General features: G+C 62.7%; 17 protein-coding genes and 1 other RNA gene. 5 read left to right on the plus strand and 13 right to left on the minus strand.

The window, feature by feature from the left end; translation table 11 throughout:
- The coding region (locus WBK23_RS07230; RefSeq protein ID WP_424482077.1) for an IS3 family transposase at positions 1-92 on the plus strand (92 nt) is incomplete at its 5' end.
- Positions 93-539: 447 nt separating this feature from the next.
- Here the strand turns inward: WBK23_RS07230 and ssrA are convergent.
- Positions 540-927: a transfer-messenger RNA gene (ssrA, locus tag WBK23_RS07235) on the minus strand.
- Positions 928-1,075: 148 nt separating this feature from the next.
- On the opposite strand from ssrA, the gene WBK23_RS07240 reads away from it, so the two are divergent.
- Entirely contained in the window at positions 1,076-3,991 is a 2,916-nt protein-coding gene (locus tag WBK23_RS07240) for an ATP-binding protein (RefSeq protein ID WP_424483309.1), read from the plus strand.
- 8 nt (positions 3,992-3,999) lie between these two features.
- Here the strand turns inward: WBK23_RS07240 and WBK23_RS07245 are convergent, their stop codons facing one another.
- From WBK23_RS07245 to WBK23_RS07280, 8 genes are all read right to left on the minus strand, one after another.
- Complete coding sequence (locus WBK23_RS07245; RefSeq protein WP_424483310.1) at positions 4,000-4,245, minus strand: hypothetical protein; 246 nt, start codon at positions 4,243-4,245, stop codon at positions 4,000-4,002.
- Positions 4,246-4,367: 122 nt separating this feature from the next.
- On the minus strand, positions 4,368-5,840 hold the full coding sequence (locus WBK23_RS07250; RefSeq protein WP_424483311.1) for a sensor histidine kinase: 1,473 nt from the start codon (positions 5,838-5,840) through the stop codon (positions 4,368-4,370).
- A 1-nt stretch (position 5,841) separates the two neighbouring features.
- The gene (locus WBK23_RS07255) at positions 5,842-6,498 is read right to left on the minus strand and encodes a response regulator (RefSeq protein ID WP_424483312.1); all 657 of its coding nucleotides are present in this window, start codon (positions 6,496-6,498) and stop codon (positions 5,842-5,844) included.
- Between the two features lie 44 nt (positions 6,499-6,542).
- The gene (locus WBK23_RS07260; RefSeq protein WP_424483313.1) at positions 6,543-7,193 is read right to left on the minus strand and encodes a hypothetical protein; all 651 of its coding nucleotides are present in this window, start codon (positions 7,191-7,193) and stop codon (positions 6,543-6,545) included.
- 12 nt (positions 7,194-7,205) lie between these two features.
- The gene (locus WBK23_RS07265; RefSeq protein WP_424483314.1) at positions 7,206-7,997 is read right to left on the minus strand and encodes an SDR family oxidoreductase; all 792 of its coding nucleotides are present in this window, start codon (positions 7,995-7,997) and stop codon (positions 7,206-7,208) included.
- Positions 7,994-8,659: a TenA family transcriptional regulator gene (locus WBK23_RS07270; protein WP_424483315.1), complete on the minus strand. Its 666-nt coding sequence runs from the start codon at positions 8,657-8,659 to the stop codon at positions 7,994-7,996. Before WBK23_RS07270 ends, WBK23_RS07265 begins: the two co-directional genes overlap by 4 nt.
- The gene (locus tag WBK23_RS07275) at positions 8,659-10,119 is read right to left on the minus strand and encodes an AMP-binding protein (protein ID WP_424483316.1); all 1,461 of its coding nucleotides are present in this window, start codon (positions 10,117-10,119) and stop codon (positions 8,659-8,661) included. Before WBK23_RS07275 ends, WBK23_RS07270 begins: the two co-directional genes overlap by 1 nt.
- Entirely contained in the window at positions 10,103-10,792 is a 690-nt protein-coding gene (locus WBK23_RS07280; protein ID WP_424483317.1) for a thermostable hemolysin, read from the minus strand. The genes WBK23_RS07275 and WBK23_RS07280 overlap by 17 nt, the downstream gene beginning before the upstream one ends.
- A 202-nt stretch (positions 10,793-10,994) precedes the next feature.
- On the opposite strand from WBK23_RS07280, the gene WBK23_RS07285 reads away from it, so the two are divergent.
- Positions 10,995-11,408: a hypothetical protein gene (locus tag WBK23_RS07285; protein ID WP_424483318.1), complete on the plus strand. Its 414-nt coding sequence runs from the start codon at positions 10,995-10,997 to the stop codon at positions 11,406-11,408.
- Between the two features lie 177 nt (positions 11,409-11,585).
- Here the strand turns inward: WBK23_RS07285 and WBK23_RS07290 are convergent, their stop codons facing one another.
- Together WBK23_RS07290 and WBK23_RS07295 are read right to left on the minus strand one after the other, a co-directional pair.
- Positions 11,586-12,596, minus strand: a complete 1,011-nt coding sequence (locus WBK23_RS07290; protein ID WP_424483319.1) for a DUF4917 family protein — start codon at positions 12,594-12,596, stop codon at positions 11,586-11,588.
- Between the two features lie 5 nt (positions 12,597-12,601).
- On the minus strand, positions 12,602-13,555 hold the full coding sequence (locus WBK23_RS07295; RefSeq protein WP_424483320.1) for a DMT family transporter: 954 nt from the start codon (positions 13,553-13,555) through the stop codon (positions 12,602-12,604).
- 82 nt (positions 13,556-13,637) lie between these two features.
- On the opposite strand from WBK23_RS07295, the gene WBK23_RS07300 reads away from it, so the two are divergent.
- Together WBK23_RS07300 and WBK23_RS07305 are read left to right on the plus strand one after the other, a co-directional pair.
- Positions 13,638-14,150 carry a MarR family winged helix-turn-helix transcriptional regulator gene (locus tag WBK23_RS07300; RefSeq protein ID WP_424483321.1) on the plus strand — a complete coding sequence of 171 codons (513 nt, stop codon included), beginning with the start codon at positions 13,638-13,640 and terminating at the stop codon, positions 14,148-14,150.
- A 51-nt stretch (positions 14,151-14,201) separates the two neighbouring features.
- The gene (locus WBK23_RS07305; RefSeq protein WP_424483322.1) at positions 14,202-14,543 is read left to right on the plus strand and encodes an FKBP-type peptidyl-prolyl cis-trans isomerase; all 342 of its coding nucleotides are present in this window, start codon (positions 14,202-14,204) and stop codon (positions 14,541-14,543) included.
- Positions 14,544-14,561: 18 nt separating this feature from the next.
- On the opposite strand, the gene WBK23_RS07310 is transcribed toward WBK23_RS07305, so the two are convergent.
- The gene (locus WBK23_RS07310; protein ID WP_424483323.1) at positions 14,562-15,167 is read right to left on the minus strand and encodes a class I SAM-dependent methyltransferase; all 606 of its coding nucleotides are present in this window, start codon (positions 15,165-15,167) and stop codon (positions 14,562-14,564) included.
- A 214-nt stretch (positions 15,168-15,381) separates the two neighbouring features.
- Positions 15,382-16,905 carry a fumarate hydratase gene (locus WBK23_RS07315; protein WP_424483324.1) on the minus strand — a complete coding sequence of 508 codons (1,524 nt, stop codon included), beginning with the start codon at positions 16,903-16,905 and terminating at the stop codon, positions 15,382-15,384.
- Between the last annotated feature and the right edge of the window lie 249 nt (positions 16,906-17,154).

Genomic DNA, 17,154 nt, shown 5'->3' on the forward strand with positions numbered 1-17,154 from the left:
TCGATTACATCGAAGTGTTTTACAACCGAACCCGCCGCCACAGTTACTTGGGCGGTGTCAGTCCTGAGGCATTTGAACGTGCCTCATTATGAGGTCGGGAAATGTCTACCAGAGCGGGGGTAGTCCATCCCTTCGGACGACCAGTGCGCAGCCTGTTTGTACAAGCCCTCAAAACATGAGTGTCATAGCTGTGGCAATGAGCTTGATCCTGACGGTGATGGCAGGTGCGATTTTTGTGATTGGGAGTCACAAATCGTTCAGTGATCCTTTCTCCCGATCCTCACCTCATGCCGTCAGATGCTGCGGCGTGAGTACAAAGCGCTCTCCAAAACCTCACTTTCATTAGCCGTAAAGCGGCAATGTGCATAAATGGGCGCGGAGTTTTTGCCTGGGTGACGGGGGGCCACCTACAGTAGGTCGGGTTGCGTGCGTCCCTAGCGGGCTGTCAGGTGTGGGACGAGGTGTGGGACTAATTGAAAGACGGAAACGAAAAGCCCCTGAAAAATCGTATTGATTTCAGGGGCTTACGCTTTTTCATTTGGTGGAACCGGGGGGATTTGAACCCCCGTCCGCCAGTTCTCCGCTATTGGTTCTACATGCTTAGCCGTGTCTACTGAGTTAACCCTTAGCCGCCCGACGGGCAGGGTGCTTTGGGCGAGTTGTGTAAGTTTTAGGCGCTTCGTCCACAACGTACTAGGCGACGATTCTGTTCTATATGACAATCATTTCGGGTTTACAGACATCCCCTAATGATTGCTGGAGCCGAAGCTACCAGAAGTGCGACTAGGCTGCTTACGCAGCTAGTTGGGCACCGTAATTGTCATCATTGGCAATTATAGAGTTTTGCAACAGTGGATTTACGAGTTCTGTTACCCACTCGGCATGCCCCTCAAGTTTCGCTACCGGCGTCGAATCCTAATCGGTCCCAAAACTTTTGCAGCTGTAGCTGAGACGCGAGTGTACGGCAAAGGTTCCGCAGCGTCGACCCGACAATTGCCAAGCGGACGCCGGTGGGCGTTGCCGGCTATGATTGACATCTTGCCAAGCCGATTTGTCTTTTGGATGAGACCTTCGTATGCCGCGCGCCTCGCGTTACCCCTTGCGTCAGTGGATCTGGCGCGCTTTCGTGCAGAGTGCCCTGATTCCGCTGATTCTGGTCGAGTCGGTGCTGATTACGGTGTACCTGCTGAGCAATGCGGCGATTCGTGATGCGCAGATCGAGCATTTGCAGCAGAGCGCGCTGGACGATTTGTCGGCAGCGGTGAAGCGTGAAGGCCAGGTCATCGATGGCCGCCTGCGCTCGGTGGAGGCGCAGGTGCAGATCTTTCGTGATGCGGCGGCGAACGCTCTGGCCAATAAGGATTTTCAGCCCGATGCGCTGGAGCGCCAGCGCCATGCCATGACCGACAGTGGCGTGTTCTATAGCCGCAGCGATGATGGGCGTGCGGCCTCCTTTTATGCCAACAGCACGCCGCAGGCGCAGCAGGACCATGCCAAGGCCTTGCGCCTGTCGCAGCTCGATCCGCTGATGCGCTCGATTCAGGCCGCCAACCCACGGGTTGCGGCGGCCTACTTCAATAGCTGGGACAGCTACAACCGCATCCTGCCGTTCTTTATGACGCCCGAGCAGTATCCCCATGACATGGTGATACCCGATTACAACTTCTATTACCTCGCCGACGCCAAGCACAACCCCAAGCGCGAGGTGGCCTGGACTGACGTCTATCTCGACCCCGCCGGTATGGGCTGGATGATGTCGGCGATCGCCCCGGTGTACCGCGGCGATTTCCTTGAGGGCGTGGTGGGGCTGGATATCACGGTGGGGCAGATGCTGGGTGAAATCGGCGAGCTGGATGTGCCCTGGCAGGGCTATGCGATGCTGGTCAGCCGTGATCACAACATCATGGCCTTGCCGAGTGCCGGCGAAGAGGACTTCGGCCTGCGTGAGCTGACCGAGTACTCCTATGCCGAAGCCGTGCGCCGTGAGGTACTCAAGCCCGAAGACTTCAACCTGGCCAAACGCGCCGAGATGCAGCCGCTGCTGCAGGCCATGGCCGCCGGGCAGGGTAATGTGCAGGAAGTGGTGCTGGGAGGTCGCAGTCAGTTGATCGCCTGGAGCGAGATTCCGCAGACCGGCTGGCAACTGCTGCTGGTGGTGGATGAAGACAATATCTTCAGTGAGACCAACCGCCTGGCTCAGCGTTACCTGCATATTGGCTATCTGCTGATCGCCGGGCTGGTGGTGTTCTACCTGCTGTTCTTCGCCTGGATGTGGCTGCGTTCGCGCCGCCTGAATGAGCAGCTGGTACAGCCGATCGACGGTGTCGTCGGCATGATGCGCCAGCTGGGCCAGGGCAATTACCAGCCCGAGGCCCCGCCGAGCCAGATTGATGAGCTGGTCAGCATGGCCGAGGCCGTGCAACACACCGGCGAGCAGTTGCAGGCCAGCGAAGCGCAGCGTTTCGAGGCGCAGCGGATTCTCCAGCTGGTGCTGGAGAGCACCACGGAGAGTCTCTGGCAGGTCGAGGCGGTCGACATGAGCATCACGCTCAGCGAGCGCTTCCTTAAACGTTTCGGGCTGCCGAAAGCGTGCATGAGCTTTAGCGAGTTCAACCAGCGCGTGCACCCCAACGACCTGGAGCGGATTCGCCATCTGCGCCAACTGTTCGCCAGCAGTGGTGAGGATCAGTTCGAAGCCGAATACCGCTACGCCGATGCCGAGGGTGAATATGCCTGGCTGCTGAGCCGTGGCAAGGTGCTGGAGCGTGACGAGCAGGGCCGCGCCCTGCAGGTGGCGGGCACGCATGTCGATATCACTCGGCTCAAGCAGGTGCAGGAGGATTTACGCCGCGCCAGCCTGGATGCGCAGGCCGCCAGCCAGGCCAAGAGCCGGTTCCTCTCCAGCATGAGCCATGAGCTGCGCACGCCACTGAATGCCATTTATGGTTTTGGCCAACTGATTGAGCTGGAAGCGCAGGACAAACCGGACGCCAAGCAGGAAGCCGACTACGCCCGTGAGATCGTCAATGCCAGCCGGCACCTGACCTCGTTGGTGGACGACATCCTCGACCTGTCGAGTATCGAAAGCCGCCGCCAGCAGCTCAACTTGCAGGCGGTGGAGGTCGGTGCCCTGCTGCATGGTTGTGCCGAGCTGGTGCAGCCGGAAGTGCAGCAACGCCAGTTGCAACTGCAGGTGCTGGCAGGGGCCGATGCCGGCCTCTACGTACAGGCTGACATGCGCCGCGTGCGCCAGGTGATGCTCAACCTACTGTCCAACGCGATCAAGTACAACAGCCCACAAGGCCTGATCCGCATGGGCTACGAGGTGCGCTCAAACTGTGTGCGGCTGTGGGTCGAAGACAATGGCGCGGGCCTGAGTGCCGAGCAGCAGGCCAATCTGTTCCAACCGTTCCAGCGCCTGGGTCGGGAAAACTCCAGCATCCCGGGTACGGGCATCGGTCTGGTGTTGTGCCGCGAGCTGGCCAGCTTGATGGCTGGAGAGATGGGCTTTAGCAGCGCCAGTGGCAGCGGCAGCCGCTTCTGGATTGATCTGCCGGGGGCTGCCGCGCCGGGGGCTGTCAGTGCGCCGGAGGCCGAGCCGGAATCGGCGCAGCCCAAGCAGTTGGCCGAAGTGCTGTGCGTGGAAGATCACCCGGCCTGCCTGAAGGTGGTGCAGGAGGCGTTGCGCGAGTTTGCCGAGGTGCGCGGTGCCGGCTCGATCCAGCGTGCGTTGGCTGAATTGGAACGCTGTACGCCAACCCTGTTGCTGCTCGATCTGGATTTGCCCGACGGCGATGGCTTGCGCGTGCTCGACGCCATGCGCCAGAACCCAAGGCTGCAGGCGGTGCCGGTATTGGTGATCAGCGCGGCAGCCGACGAGGAGATATTCAGCGAGGCGCGCCGACGCGGCGCGCAAGCCTGTCTGGCCAAGCCGATCGACCTGGCTCAGGTGCGCCGGTTGGCCCTGAGCCTGCTGGGGCAGGCGCTCTAGCTGCGGCTCTATTCGCTGGCTTCGAGCAGTTGCAAGGCCTCACCCAGCACCTTGACCGACTGGCTATGGTTGCCGGCCTTGTGCAGGGCTTCGCCTTCGGCGCGTAGCTGTTTTACCTGGGCAAGTACCGTGGCGTCGCCTGGCGGATCGGTTTTCAGCCGTTCATCGATCTTCGCCATATCCGCCGGGCAATGCATCGCCCAGAGCGAGGTGCTGAGTAGCGCGGTGGCAACAAGCAGAATAAGCCGGCGCATGCTGGTGCTCCGTTAGGTGGTCGGGCTCTTCAGTATAGGAAGCGCTCGCCGCGGCCTTGGGCCGTTAGTCTGTTTTTGTACGGTGCAGGGCCGCTGCTCCACGGCAGATCTGCGTGCCTACGCTAGAGCGTTCTTGGCAGGCGCACACAGACTTCCAGGCCGCCCAATGGCGATGGATGCAATTGGATGCTGCCGCGGTGCAGCTCTACCACCCGGAGCACGATCGACAGCCCCAGCCCCGCACCCTGGCCTGCGCCGAGGCGGTAGAAGCGCTCGAAGAGTTTTTCCCGCAGCGCTTCGTCCACACCCGGGCCGCTGTCCTGCACGCGCAGCACGATGGCATCCGCCTGGGCCTCCAGCTGCACCTGAATGCGCCCGCCGTCAGGGGTGTACTGCACGGCATTGCTGACCAGATTCTGCAGCAGGGTGCCCAGGCTTGGGGCATCGGCGAGCAGCTGATAATCGGCCGGTTCAATGGCCTCCAGGTTGAGCTCCTGATGGCGTTCTAGGGCCAGCGGAATCAGCTCCGCCAGCTCGTTGCGCAGATAACCGAGCAGGTCCAGTTCGCGCATGGCCAGCTGTGCCACGTTGGGTTCCAGGCGCGCCAGGGTTAGCAGTTGTGCCACTACCCGGGTGGCGCGCTCGACACCGCTGCCAAGCTGGCGCAGTGCATCGTTGCGGTCTTGCGGGTCGGGGGCTTCCAGGGCGTTCTGCGCGTGGATGCGCAGCACCGCCAGCGGTGTGCGCAGCTCGTGGGCGGCGTCGGCGATAAAGCGTTTTTCCTGATCAAGCAGCTGGTTGACCTGCATCAGCAGGCGGTTGAGCGAGGCTCCCATGGGTTCCAGTTCACGCGGCAGCGGGCCGAAAATCAGCGGGGCCAGGTTGTCCGGCGCGCGCGCCTTGATCGACTCGGCCATGCGCTGCAGCGGTCGCAAACCAAAACCCACGGCCAGCCAGAGCAGCAGGGCCAGCAGTGGCAGGCCAATCAGCAAGGGCTGCAAGGTGCGCCGGGCAATCTTGCCGGACAGCTCGCCGCGCACGTCTTCGCGTTCGCCCACCAGCACCCAGTGATGGTCCACGTTGTCGTGCAGCACAAACACCCGCCAGCGGTGCTCGCCGAGGGTCAGGGTGTGGTAACCGCTGAGGTACTTGGCCAGGCGATTGAGGCGTGCGCTCAGCGGTTGCGCGTCGTTTGGCAGGTTGAGGCCGAGCTGGGCAATCATCTCCATCAGCAGACCCTTGGGGGCACTGGCTGACTGGAATACCAGCTCGCCGTTGTCATCGAGCATTTGGAAGGCCAGTTTGCTCTCGTAATCGTGCCCGAGCAGGCCATCGAGGTTGCGCGGGCTGTTTTTCAGCAGCAGGGCTTCGTCCAGCGCCGCCTGCAGGTCGCGGCGCGAATCGGCGGACAGCTCATGGCGCACCAGGCCCATGAGCATGCGCGAGGTCTGCGCCAGCTGGGCGTCAAACAGCTCTTCCACTTCATGGCTGGCGTCGAGGTAAATCTTGTGGCTGATCAGCCCCAGGGAGACGCTCAGCAAGGACAGCAGCAATACCAGCAAACGCGCGCGGATCGAGCGCAACACCTTCGGCATGTTATTTATCCACCAGGTAGCCGACGCCGCGCACGGTGCGGATCAGCTCGGCAAAGAACTTCTTGCGCAGGTGGTGCACATGCACCTCCAGGGCGTTGCTTTCCGGCTCCTCATCCCAGCCATAGAGCGCCTGTTGCAGCTTGTCGCGGGTCATCACTCGGCCCGGCTGGGCGAGCAGTTCGTGTAGCAGAAGAAACTCCTTGCGCGGCAGATTGACCGCCTGGCCCTGGTAGCTGACGGACTGGCTGACCGGGTCGAGGCAGATGCCACGGTATTCCAGCGCCGGTTGCGGGCGGTTGAAGCTGCGCCGTAGCAGGGCACGCAGGCGCGCCTTGAGCTCGGCGACATCGAAGGGTTTGATCAGGTAATCATCGGCACCGGCATCCAGCCCGGCGATGCGGTCGCTGGTCGAGTCGCGGGCGGTCAGCACCAGCACTGGCACCGGGTTGGCGGCGGCGCGCAGATGCTTGAGCACCTCCAGGCCGTCCATACGCGGCAGCCCAAGGTCGAGAATTGCCAGCTCGAAACTCTCGCTGCTCAGGGCATGCAGCGCACTGCTGCCATCCTGCACCCAGTCGACGGTATAACCCTCGGGTTTTAGAGCGGTGCGAATACCTTCGCCAAGGGCTTTGTCGTCTTCGACCAGCAGAATGCGCATGCAGTAATTCCTGGTTTTTTCTATTCAAGCTCGCGCAGGCGAGATTAGTCCAGCTCGGCTTTGACTGTATTTAGCAGCGCCTGGATTTCCTGCTTGCGCCCAGCATCGGCGGATAGGCGATCGGGCCGCGGCGGCGCTTGCAGGGCTTTTTCCAGGGCGGCGCGAGCTTCCTCGAAGCGCTTGGCGCGGGCCAGGTAGTCACCATAGAAGTAGTTGGGGTCGATGCCGTCCGGATTGATCACTAGGGCCTGCTTGAGCATGGCCTCGGCCTTTTCGTCATCGCCAAAGCCGATCGGCCAGCCGGGCACCTGGTAGTAGAGGCTACCGAGGCTGGTATAGGCCGAGCCGGACAGCGCCTTGGGATCTAGCGCCAGGCCCTGTTCCAGGCTGGTCTTGGCCTGCTTGACTAGGCCCAGCGCCCCTAGGCCACCTTTGGCGCCGGCGTAGGTGCTGAGGATAATGCCGTTCCAGATCTGCAGTTCGGCGGCGTTTGGCTCGGCGGCGACGGCTTTTTGCGCCTGGGCGCTAAGGCTGGCGAAGGCTTTTTCCCGTTGTGCCTTGGGCAGCTGGTAATTGATCTCGGTCCAACGCTCCTGCAGGTTTTGCAGCTGGGCCTGGCCCTGTTCGCTGAGGGCAAAGCTGGGCAGGCTGGTGAGGCAGAGCAGGGCGCAGGCGGCGTTACGGATAAGTTTCATGGTGACTCTCCTTTAGGGTTTGCTGCGGGCAAAGCGCTGGATGATCGGCAGTTGTTTGCGCAGGGCCTGGTCGACCAGGCGCGGCAGCAGGCTGTTGAGGCGCACAAACAGCTGCTCTGGCCAGCCCAGGTAGCGTTCCTCGCGCTCATGGCGAATGGCCGCCAGCAGTTGCAGGGCCACGCTGTGCGGGTCGTCCATGGCAACGTTCAACTCATCATTCATGGCCACCACGCTGGCCGCGTTCATGCTGGTGCGGGTGGCGCGCGGGGCGAAGTAGAGAACCTTGACCTGGGTGTCGGCCAGTTCGCGGCGTAGCGCCTCGGAGAAGCCGCGCAGGGCGAACTTGCTGGCGCAGTAGGCGCTGAACCCGGGGTAGCCGATGGAACCGAAGGTCGAACCAAGGTTGACCACCAGCGCCCGGCCCTGTTGCCGCAGCAGCGGCAGCAGGCGATGGGTCAGCTGCAGGGTGGCGGTGACATTGAGTTCGATCAGCTCGGCGATGGCGCTTTCGTCATGCTGCTCCAGCAGGCCGAAGTGATTAACGCCGGCGGCATTGATCAACGTGTTGATGCCGCCGAAGCACTGCGCGGCGGCGAGCACCGCCTCACGGCCGCTGCGCTGGCGAATATCGGCGGCCACCACGGCGACCTTACCGGCGTGCGCCTGAGCCAGTGCCTGCAAGGCCTCGGTCTGGCGGCCGACCAGCAGCAGTTGCGCGCCTTCGGTCAGTAAGGCAGCAACCAGTGCCTGGCCAATGCCGCCGCTGGCTCCGGTGATTACGGCGCGGCATTCCGACAGTTTCATTGCGGCTCCCGGGCGCTAAGCGGCAGGCTGCGGAACATGTCGCCGTACAGGCGGTAGACCACCTTGGCGGTATGCACCACGGCGGCCTGGTCATCGTCGTTGTCGAGCTGGTTCATCAGGCGCTTGAAGAACTCGATATGTTCCAGATCGAGGCTGCCGTGGGAACTCAGGTAGCTGAAGGCCTTGTTCGGCAGTTGCAGCTTGTCCTGAATCACTCCGGCGACCTGGGTGGCCAGGGCAATGCTGGTGCCCTCCAGCACATTGACCATGCCGAAGAAACTCACCGGGTTGTGCCGGGCGATGCGGTCGTAGACGTAGCTGACCATCAGCTCGGTGGGCAGCCTGGGCGTGCCGTTGCGCACGGCCTCTTTATCCGTACCGCATACGGCGATGTCGTTGAGCACCCATTCCTGGTGACCCTTCTCCTCGTCGATATATTCGGCGATGGCCTCACGCAGCCACTCCAGGCGCTCCGGCAGGCGCGCGCCACAGGCCATCAGCAGCGGCACGGTATGTTTGACGTGGTGATAGGCCTCGGTGAGAAAGGCCACGTAGCTGTTCAGGCTGACGCTGCCGGCCATGGCCTGGGCAATGATCGGCGCACCGAGCAGGTAGTCGCGCTCAATGGCGGTTTGTTCGAGCAGGGATTCATAGAAGCTCATCAGGCATCTCCGTAGCAGGATTCGGTCGCCATCAATTGCTCGATGGCGCGCAGGTAGTGGTTGAGCAGGGCTGTGCGGCGCAGGCGACCGTTGCTGGTGGCCAGCTGGTTGGCACTGCTGAAAGGCTGTGCGGCGCGCAACCAGTGGTGCACGCGGGCGTAGTCGGGCAGGGCTTGGTTGGCCGTGGCGACTGCCTCGGCAAGCTGCTGGTCGCTGGTATGGGCGAAGCGCGGCACCAGCACGGCGACGTTGCCGGGCAGGGCCTCGCCATGTAGCCAGGCTTGGGCGATGGGCAGTTGCTGCACCAGCTCGGCCTCGACCCACTCCGGGTTGACGTTGCGACTGAAGGCGGTGATGAACTGATGCTTCTTGCGCCCGTGCAGCACAAGGTAGTTGCCGTCGAAATGGCCCAGGTCGCCGCTGCCCAGCCATTCTTCTGATGGGCTTGGCTCGCCCAGATAACCGAGCAGGCGCGGGCCTTTGACCAGCACTTCGCCGTCTTCGCTCAGGCATACCTGCAGGTGCGGCAACGGCTGGCCGATTGTGCCGATGCGGCGGTGTTCCGGGGTGTTCAGGCACACCACCGAGGCGCATTCGGACAGGCCATAGCCCTCGAATACCGGCAACCCCAGGGCATCGGCGCGCTGCAGCAGCTGGCTGGCCACGCGGCCACCGCCGACCGCAATAAAGCGCAGTGTGTCCGGCACTGGCAGGCCGCGTTCCGCCGCGCTGACCAGGGCCAGCAGCAACTGCGGCAGCAGAATCAGGCTATGGGGCTGCGCCTGGGCCAGGGCACCGAGAAACGCCGGCAGGTCGAACTGGCTGGCCCCCAACAGGCCGATCTGCGCCATCGGCATCAGCTCGATCTGCGCCCCGGCCAGCAAGGGGGCATAGACCCCGGCGATATTCTCCAGCAGGGTGGCCAGCGGCAGCACACACAGATGGCGCTCGACCCGGCAGCTGGCGCTGGCTTGCACCAGGCTGTGCGCCACCGCCAGTTGCGTAGCGCTATCCAGGCACACGCCCTTGGGCTGGCCGGTGGTGCCGGAGGTGTAGGTGATCTTGCAGGTGCCGGGATGCAGGTCCGCGGCCTGTACTACCGGGCGCAGATGCAGGCCTGGCGCGGCCTCGACGAAGTCGGCATGCGGCTGGGCGCTGATCAGGCAGTCGATGCCGGCGCTGTCCAGCACATGGGCTTGCTGGCTGCTGGAAAAGAATCCCGGCAGCGGCACGCAGACCAGCCCGGCATGCAGGACGGCCAGGTCCCAGAGCACCCAGTCGATGCCGTTATCCAGGGCCAGGGCGATCCGCCGGGCGCCGAGCTGTTGCAGCTGACTGCTGCGCTGTTCAACTTCATGCAGCAGTTGGGCGTAGCTCAGTTCTCGCTCGCCTTCGCGTAGGGCAATGGCATCGCCGAGGGCGGCCAGGCGATTGAACAATGATTCAGCGGCAGGCCACATCGGGCATGTCCTCCAGGGCATAAAAGGCTTGGTGGGCCAGACGTGGGTAAGCCCCCAGCTGCAGCAGGCGCTGATGGCCGGCGTAGATATCGCCGGCCATCACCTGCGGCTGGTTGTCGTAATAGCTGCCCCAGTCGGCCTGTTCATCGCCCATGCAATCGGGGCTGGCCGGCCCCAGCGGCAAAGGCGTCAGGCCCAGGCGCTGGAAGCTGTTGAGCAGGGCCAGGGTGCCGGTGAAGCACACCCAGCGATAACCCAGCGCCACCAGCAGATCGGTCAGTGCGACTATCAGCAGACGCGCTGCGCCGGGGCTGCCGGCGGCCAGGTTGCCGACCTCGACCAGTTGCGTGCGCTGCGGCGCATTGACGACCTGCTGCGCGCCAATCACCTGTTCCGTCGGTTGCTGCAGGTAGCGCTCAAGAAACAGCGGGCCACTGGCTGCGCTGCGCAGGCCCACCGCGCCAAGCAGTTGCCCGTCGCGGTCTTCCAGGCTGAGCAGGCAGGGCATGAAATGGCGGATGCGCGCCTGATGCTGAGCGGCGAAGCGTTCGCCGATAAAGGCTTCAATCCCGGCGCGGCGAGGGCTGGCGGCGTTGGCCAGGTAGAGGCTGAGCGGCTGCTCGCGGCCAATTTGTGCAAGTGCAGTGTCGTGATACACCCAAGGCAGCTCCATAACAGGAACCTCTTCTGAGAACTTGGGTGCGAGTTTCGCTGTCCAGGCTTAACGGCAAATTAAGTCGCAAATTATTCTGCGCCGCGCGTATTTCATTGCTTGCGCTGCAACCGCAACAGCCCATAGCCTGCGAAGCCCGACCAGCCGGATAACGGCTGGTTGATTTGCCCTGGTCTTAAACGCCAAACGCTCGGAGATAGTTATGCCCCCTATGGATACTGAGCAACAACTGGCTGCCCGTTTGGCCCTCCTGAATAATCCCGAAGCACAGGATTGCACGGTCTACCGCGCCGATGAGCAGGACCCGGAGGCCGAGGAAGTGGATCTGGGCGATGCCAAGGTGCTGTTCTGCGGCCCGTTCGAGGCCCCGGCCGACTGGGATGCGGCGGAGCGCGAGGACTATTTCGGCGACAGCGCGCCGGAGCTGTTCGTCAATGCGCGTATCGAATGCGAGGCCAAGCCGGGCTCGAAGGGCTATTTCACCGCGGATATCGGCGACTACGTAGCCGCGCAGTCGGGCCAGGGCGAAGTGCTGATGTTCTATGTGCACGACTACCTGGAAGACGACAGCGGCTGCATCTATGTGCTGCTGCGTGATGAAGAGGTGCTGGAATAATCCAGCCACCGCGTTGGGCTTCTTGCTGAAGCCCAGCCGCACGCTTCCTGTCTGTTTCCTTGCTGTAGTACCGGGTTATTCCCTGAGCCAGGCTGAATTTCTGCGCGTCAGCTGCACCCGCTACCTCAGCCAGCGTCGTGTTCCGGCTTAACTGGCCTTGTTACTGGCGATCCAGCCCTAAGCGGTAGCCGAGATGCGTAGTGCAGGGTCACCCAGCGGGTGGCTTAGCGCATCGAAAAAGCGCAGCTCCACCTGCTGCTCGGCGAACAGGCTGGCGTAGTGCTGCTTCTGCTGCGCAATAAACAGCGGGTTGTGCGGGTAGATCGAGATGGCCAGGGTCTTCAATTCGGCCTGCTGCAAAGCCTGGACAAGGTGCTGATCCTGCGCCGCCAGGCTGTGGCCGAAGATGCACAGCTTGTCCTTGGGCTGCGCCAGCTGGCTGTAGCAGAACGACAGGTAGTCGGAGCTGCGGATGGCCTTGAGCTTGTCGGCGCTGCTGCCTTCGTTGACGAACAGCGGAATATCGCCCAGCTGGTTGATGGCGAAGCTGGCCAGTAGCGTGCTTTCCGATGAGTTGAGGATGCGCGTGCTGCCGTCGATGTTCTTCACCAGGTGCATGCCGCCGTGCAGGTAGAGCATGCGCGTGGCGTTGCCATCGCGCTGGCAGTTGCCGGGATCGAAGGTCGAGTCCGCGCCGCGGAACATCTCTTCAAACGTCTGCGGGGTCTGCATAACGGCCCAGTAATTGAGCAGGTCGTAATTGCCGGAATAGACGGTCTGATATTGGCTAAGCGCGCTGTTGATGCGGCCAAGGCTGGCGGCCTGCATCTGGCTCCAGGGGATATGCACTGAGCGCACGGCGTGGATCAGCGCTTCCTTGATGGCGAAGTAGCGATGGCGCGGTGACGACGAGTTGATGGCCAGTGCAGCATTGACCCGGATGCTGTTCTTCAGCGCGCTGAGCACCTGCTCGAAACTGCTGGTATCCAGGGCGCGGAACACGCTGAGCTCGGTCGCACTAAGCGGGCGATTGCGCGTGGTCTGAGCCTCGTCGAACAGCGAGAAATAGGCGAACTTGCGCCATACCGCCAGGCTCGCGCCGTTGCCGATCAGCAGCTCGGGAAAGCCGATGCTGCTATTCAGGGTGCTCCAGTCTTCCAGTTCACCAGTAAATGCCGGGATTTGCATAATCGCTAGTTGTCGCCTTGGGCCATGGTTGCGCAGGGCGCGACTTTAGCATGGGGCGCAGCTACTACCGGCTTGGTCTGGGTGGCTGCGCTGCTTTTCGTTGTGGCCCATTGCACGGCGAGGATGCTGCCCAGCACCGCAATCAACCCCAGCAGCGCCACGCCGGTGATGCTCTGCCCAAGCAATGCCCAGCCGAGGATCACCGCCACCAGCGGGCTTAACAGTCCCAGCGATGACACCGCCACCGGAGCCAGGCGGGAGATACCGCGAAACCACAGCACATAAGCCAGCAGCGCGCCGAAGATCGACAGGTAGGCATAGCCCAGTACATGGCTGAGGCTCAGCACTGGCAGGGGTGGGTCGACCAGCCAGGCCACCGGCAGCAACAGCACGCCACCGATCAGCAATTGCCAGCCGGTAAATGCCAGCAGCGGCACCTTCGGCTGCCAGCGTCGGGTCAGGTAGGTGCCGGCGGCCATGCAGGCGGTGCCGAAGAACGCCGCGGCGATGCCCAGCGCATCCCAGCTTGAACCTGGCGACAGCAGCAGCGCGGCCATGCCGGCAATCCCCACGGCGCTGGCCGCGACGGCCAGGGACGCCGGGCGCTGGCGATCGAGTGCCCACGCCAGGCCCATCACCAGCAATGGCTGAATCGCCCCGACCACGGCCGCCAGCCCGCCTGGCAGGCGGTAGGCCGCGACGAACAGCAAGGCCTGGAAGAAGCCGATATTCAGCGCCGCGAGGATCACCAAGCGGCCCCATTGATTCGTCTTGGGCAGATAGCGGCTGTACAGCACCAGCAGCAAGCCGGCCGGCAGTGCGCGCAGCAGGGCGGCGGTGAACGGTCGATCAGCTGGCAACACTTCTGTGGTGACGATATAGGTCGAACCCCAGATGGCCGGAGCCAGCGCGGTGATCAGCACATCCAGCCAAGTGTTGCGACGTTGTGAGCGGTCCATGCAATTGTCTTGAGTTCAAGATAAAATCAGAGCCTAGAAGCGGATTAGCTTGAATTCAAGATAAGTTATCGAGAGGTAGGTCATGAGCATTCCGCGCCGCGCCGATGCGGTCGATGCAATCCTTGCGCAATGGCGGCGTGAGCGCCCGGACCTGGACGTCGCGCCAATGGGCACCATTGGCCGGGTCAAACGCTGTTCGGCCCTGCTGCAGCGCGAGCTGGACAAGGTGTTCAGTGCCTTCGGCCTGAGCGCCTGGGAGTTCGACGTGCTGGCGACCTTGCGTCGCTCGGGTGCGCCATATTGCCTGGCACCGACCACACTGTTTTCTACCCTGATGATTACCTCCGGCACCATGACCCGGCAGTTGCAGCAGTTGGAGAGCGCAGGTTTGGTCAGTCGCATGCCTAACCCGAATGACGCGCGCAGCATGCTGGTGCAACTGACGCCGACGGGGCTGGAGTTGATTGAGCGTGCGGTGACGGCGCATGTCGCCAATGAGGCGCGGCTGCTGGCACCGATAGCCGCCGCCGAGCTGGCGCAGCTGGATGCGCGGCTGTCCGAGTTGTTGGCGGTGCTGGAGCCGGCTGCCGAGTGATGTTCCTGCAAGGCCGGCCGAGAGCAGGCCGGGTGATAGACGAGGTGAGTGATGAGCAGCGAATTGCGGATTGAAGATATTCAGCTGGGCGATGGCAAAGAGGCGGTCAAAGGGGCTTTGATCACCACCCAGTACAACGGTTTTCTCGAAGATGGCACCACGTTTGACTCATCCTATGCGCGTGGTAAACCCTTCCAGTGCGTGATCGGCACCGGCCGGGTGATCAAGGGCTGGGATCAGGGCCTGATGGGCATGAAGGTCGGCGGCAAGCGCAAACTCTTCGTGCCGGCACACCTGGGTTACGGCGAACGCGAGTTCGGTGCCTATATCAAACCGAACTCCAACCTGATCTTCGAGGTCGAGCTGCTGGAGGTGCTGACTCGCGACGACTGACGAGGGTGGGCGTGCAGCTTAGGCCTGGGTGCGTTTGCGCAGTACGTAGACGCGCCACAGGGCATAACCGGGCAGAAAGTTGCTGTGGTCGAGGATGTCGAAGCCGGCTTGATCGAATTGCGCCTCGGTGAGGGCTTGGTCGTCCAGTTTGAGCGAGACAATCAGCGTGTCGCGGGTGACGCGGTGGAACTCGCGCAGGATCAGCAGGCGTTGAGCCGGGTCGGCAATCTGGTGCAGAAGGTCCATGCAGAGAATGCTGTCGACAAAATTATCGTCCATCTCGATGGCGCAGGCCGAGCTTTGAAAGCTCTCAACCTGTTTGAGTACATCCAGCGGTTGCGCGGCTTCGGCATTTTCCAGCGAGTCGGTCGAGTCGTCGGCGGCAAAGATCAGTCGATTGGGTTGCTCGGCCAGCAGCGCCCAGAACCGCCCGGTGCCGCAGGGCAGGTCGAGCACCATGTCCGGATCGCCCGCCAGCTTCAAGGCGCGGCGAGTCTGTTGTTCGTCGCGCCAGTGGGCGATTCTGCGCGTCAGGCCGTACTCATGCTTTTGCAGGCAGTCGGTCGCATGCAGATGATCGTACGAAGTGGCCCATTTCGAGGCGCTGGGAGTTGCTTGGCTCATGTTCACTGTCCTTTTCTGCTGTTTCAGCGCGCCGTCTAGCTAACGGCTCGATCAGTGCTGGTGCGGGCAGTATGTCCAGTGAAGCTTAAGGCAAGATTAATTCAGGCAGATGAAGGCTCTGCGCAGCGGCGCTGACGGCTAACAGGCTGTTGTTGGCGGAGCAAAGGCAACAAACCCGGCACTTGGCCGGGTTTGGTGTTTGCTGCCGTGAGGCTTACTTGATCTCGACGGCCAGGCTTTCGGCAATCTTGCCTTTCCAGATCGCCGGGCCGGTGATGTGCACCGACTCGCCCTTGGTGTCGACGGCCACGGTGACCGGCATGTCTTTCACGTCGAACTCGTAGATGGCTTCCATGCCCAGTTCGGCGAAGGCCACCACGCGCGATTTCTTGATCGCCTGGGCGACCAGGTAAGCAGCGCCGCCAACGGCCATCAGGTACACGGCCTTGTTGTCCTTGATCGCTTCGATGGCGATCGGGCCGCGCTCGGATTTACCGATCATGCCCAACAGGCCAGTGCTTTCCAGAATCTGCCGGGTGAATTTGTCCATCCGCGTGGCGGTGGTCGGGCCGGCCGGGCCGACTACTTCTTCGCGCACTGGATCGACCGGGCCGACGTAATAGATAAAGCGGCCCTTGAGGTCGAACGGCAGCTGTTCACCCTTGTTGAGCATGTCGACCATGCGCTTGTGCGCGGCGTCGCGGCCGGTGAGCATCTTGCCGTTGAGCAGGACGGTCTCGCCCGGCTTCCAGCTCTGCACGTCTTCTGGGGTGAGGGTGTCGAGGTCGACGCGGCGCGCACTCGGGCCGGCTTCCCAGACGATTTCCGGGTAGGCGGACAGGTCCGGCGCTTCCAGCTCGGCCGGGCCGCTGCCGTCGAGCACGAAGTGGGCGTGACGGGTGGCGGCGCAGTTGGGGATCATGCACACCGGCAGGCTGGCGGCGTGGGTCGGGTAATCCATGATCTTCACGTCGAGCACGGTGGTCAGGCCGCCCAAGCCCTGGGCACCGATGCCCAGCTGGTTGACCTTGTCGAACAGCTCGAGGCGCATTTCCTCGATCTTGTTCGACGGGCCGCGGGCTTTCAGCTCATGGATGTCGATGTGTTCCATCAACACTTCCTTGGCCATTACCGCGGCTTTCTCAGCGGTGCCGCCGATGCCGATGCCGAGCATGCCTGGCGGGCACCAGCCGGCGCCCATTTCCGGGACGGTCTTGAGTACCCAGTCGACGATGGAGTCGGACGGGTTGAGCATGGCCATCTTCGATTTGTTCTCGGAGCCGCCGCCTTTGGCTGCGACGTCCACTTCCACCTTGTCGCCGGGGACGATGGAGTAGTGGATTACTGCCGGGGTGTTGTCCTTGGTGTTTTTGCGCGCGCCGGCCGGGTCAGCGAGGATCGAGGCGCGCAGGACGTTTTCCGGCAGGTTGTAGGCGCGGCGTACGCCTTCGTTGATCATGTCGTCGACGCTCATGGTGGCGCCGGTCCAGCGCACGTCCATGCCGACGCGGATAAATACGGTGACGATGCCGGTGTCCTGGCAGATCGGCCGATGACCGGTGGCGCACATGCGCGAGTTGATCAGGATCTGCGCCATGGAGTCGCGCGCAGCGGGGGACTCTTCGCGCAGGTAGGCCTCATGCATGGCCTGGATAAAATCCACGGGGTGGTAATAGGAGATGAACTGCAGGGCGTCGGCGACGCTCTGGATCAGGTCGTCTTGCTTGATCACGGTCATGCTTGGCGCTCCTTTTTGTAGGGCTAGGAGTAGGGCAGGAACTTCGAAGAGCGCTGGGTCACGGCCCGGCGCAGGGCTATCAAGGTCAAAAGGCAAGGTCAAAGGACAAGGCCAAAGCACAAGATAAAAAGGCGCGGCAGTATACCGCGCCGAACCCCCAGGCGGACACCTCTGCGGCCTCGACCATGGTCGCTGATCGGCCGACCAATGAGCTAGGCATTCTGTGGTCACAGGGGTAGAGTGGCGGCT

This window comes from Pseudomonas sp. (assembly GCF_049653025.1).
Lineage (GTDB): Bacteria > Pseudomonadota > Gammaproteobacteria > Pseudomonadales > Pseudomonadaceae > Aquipseudomonas.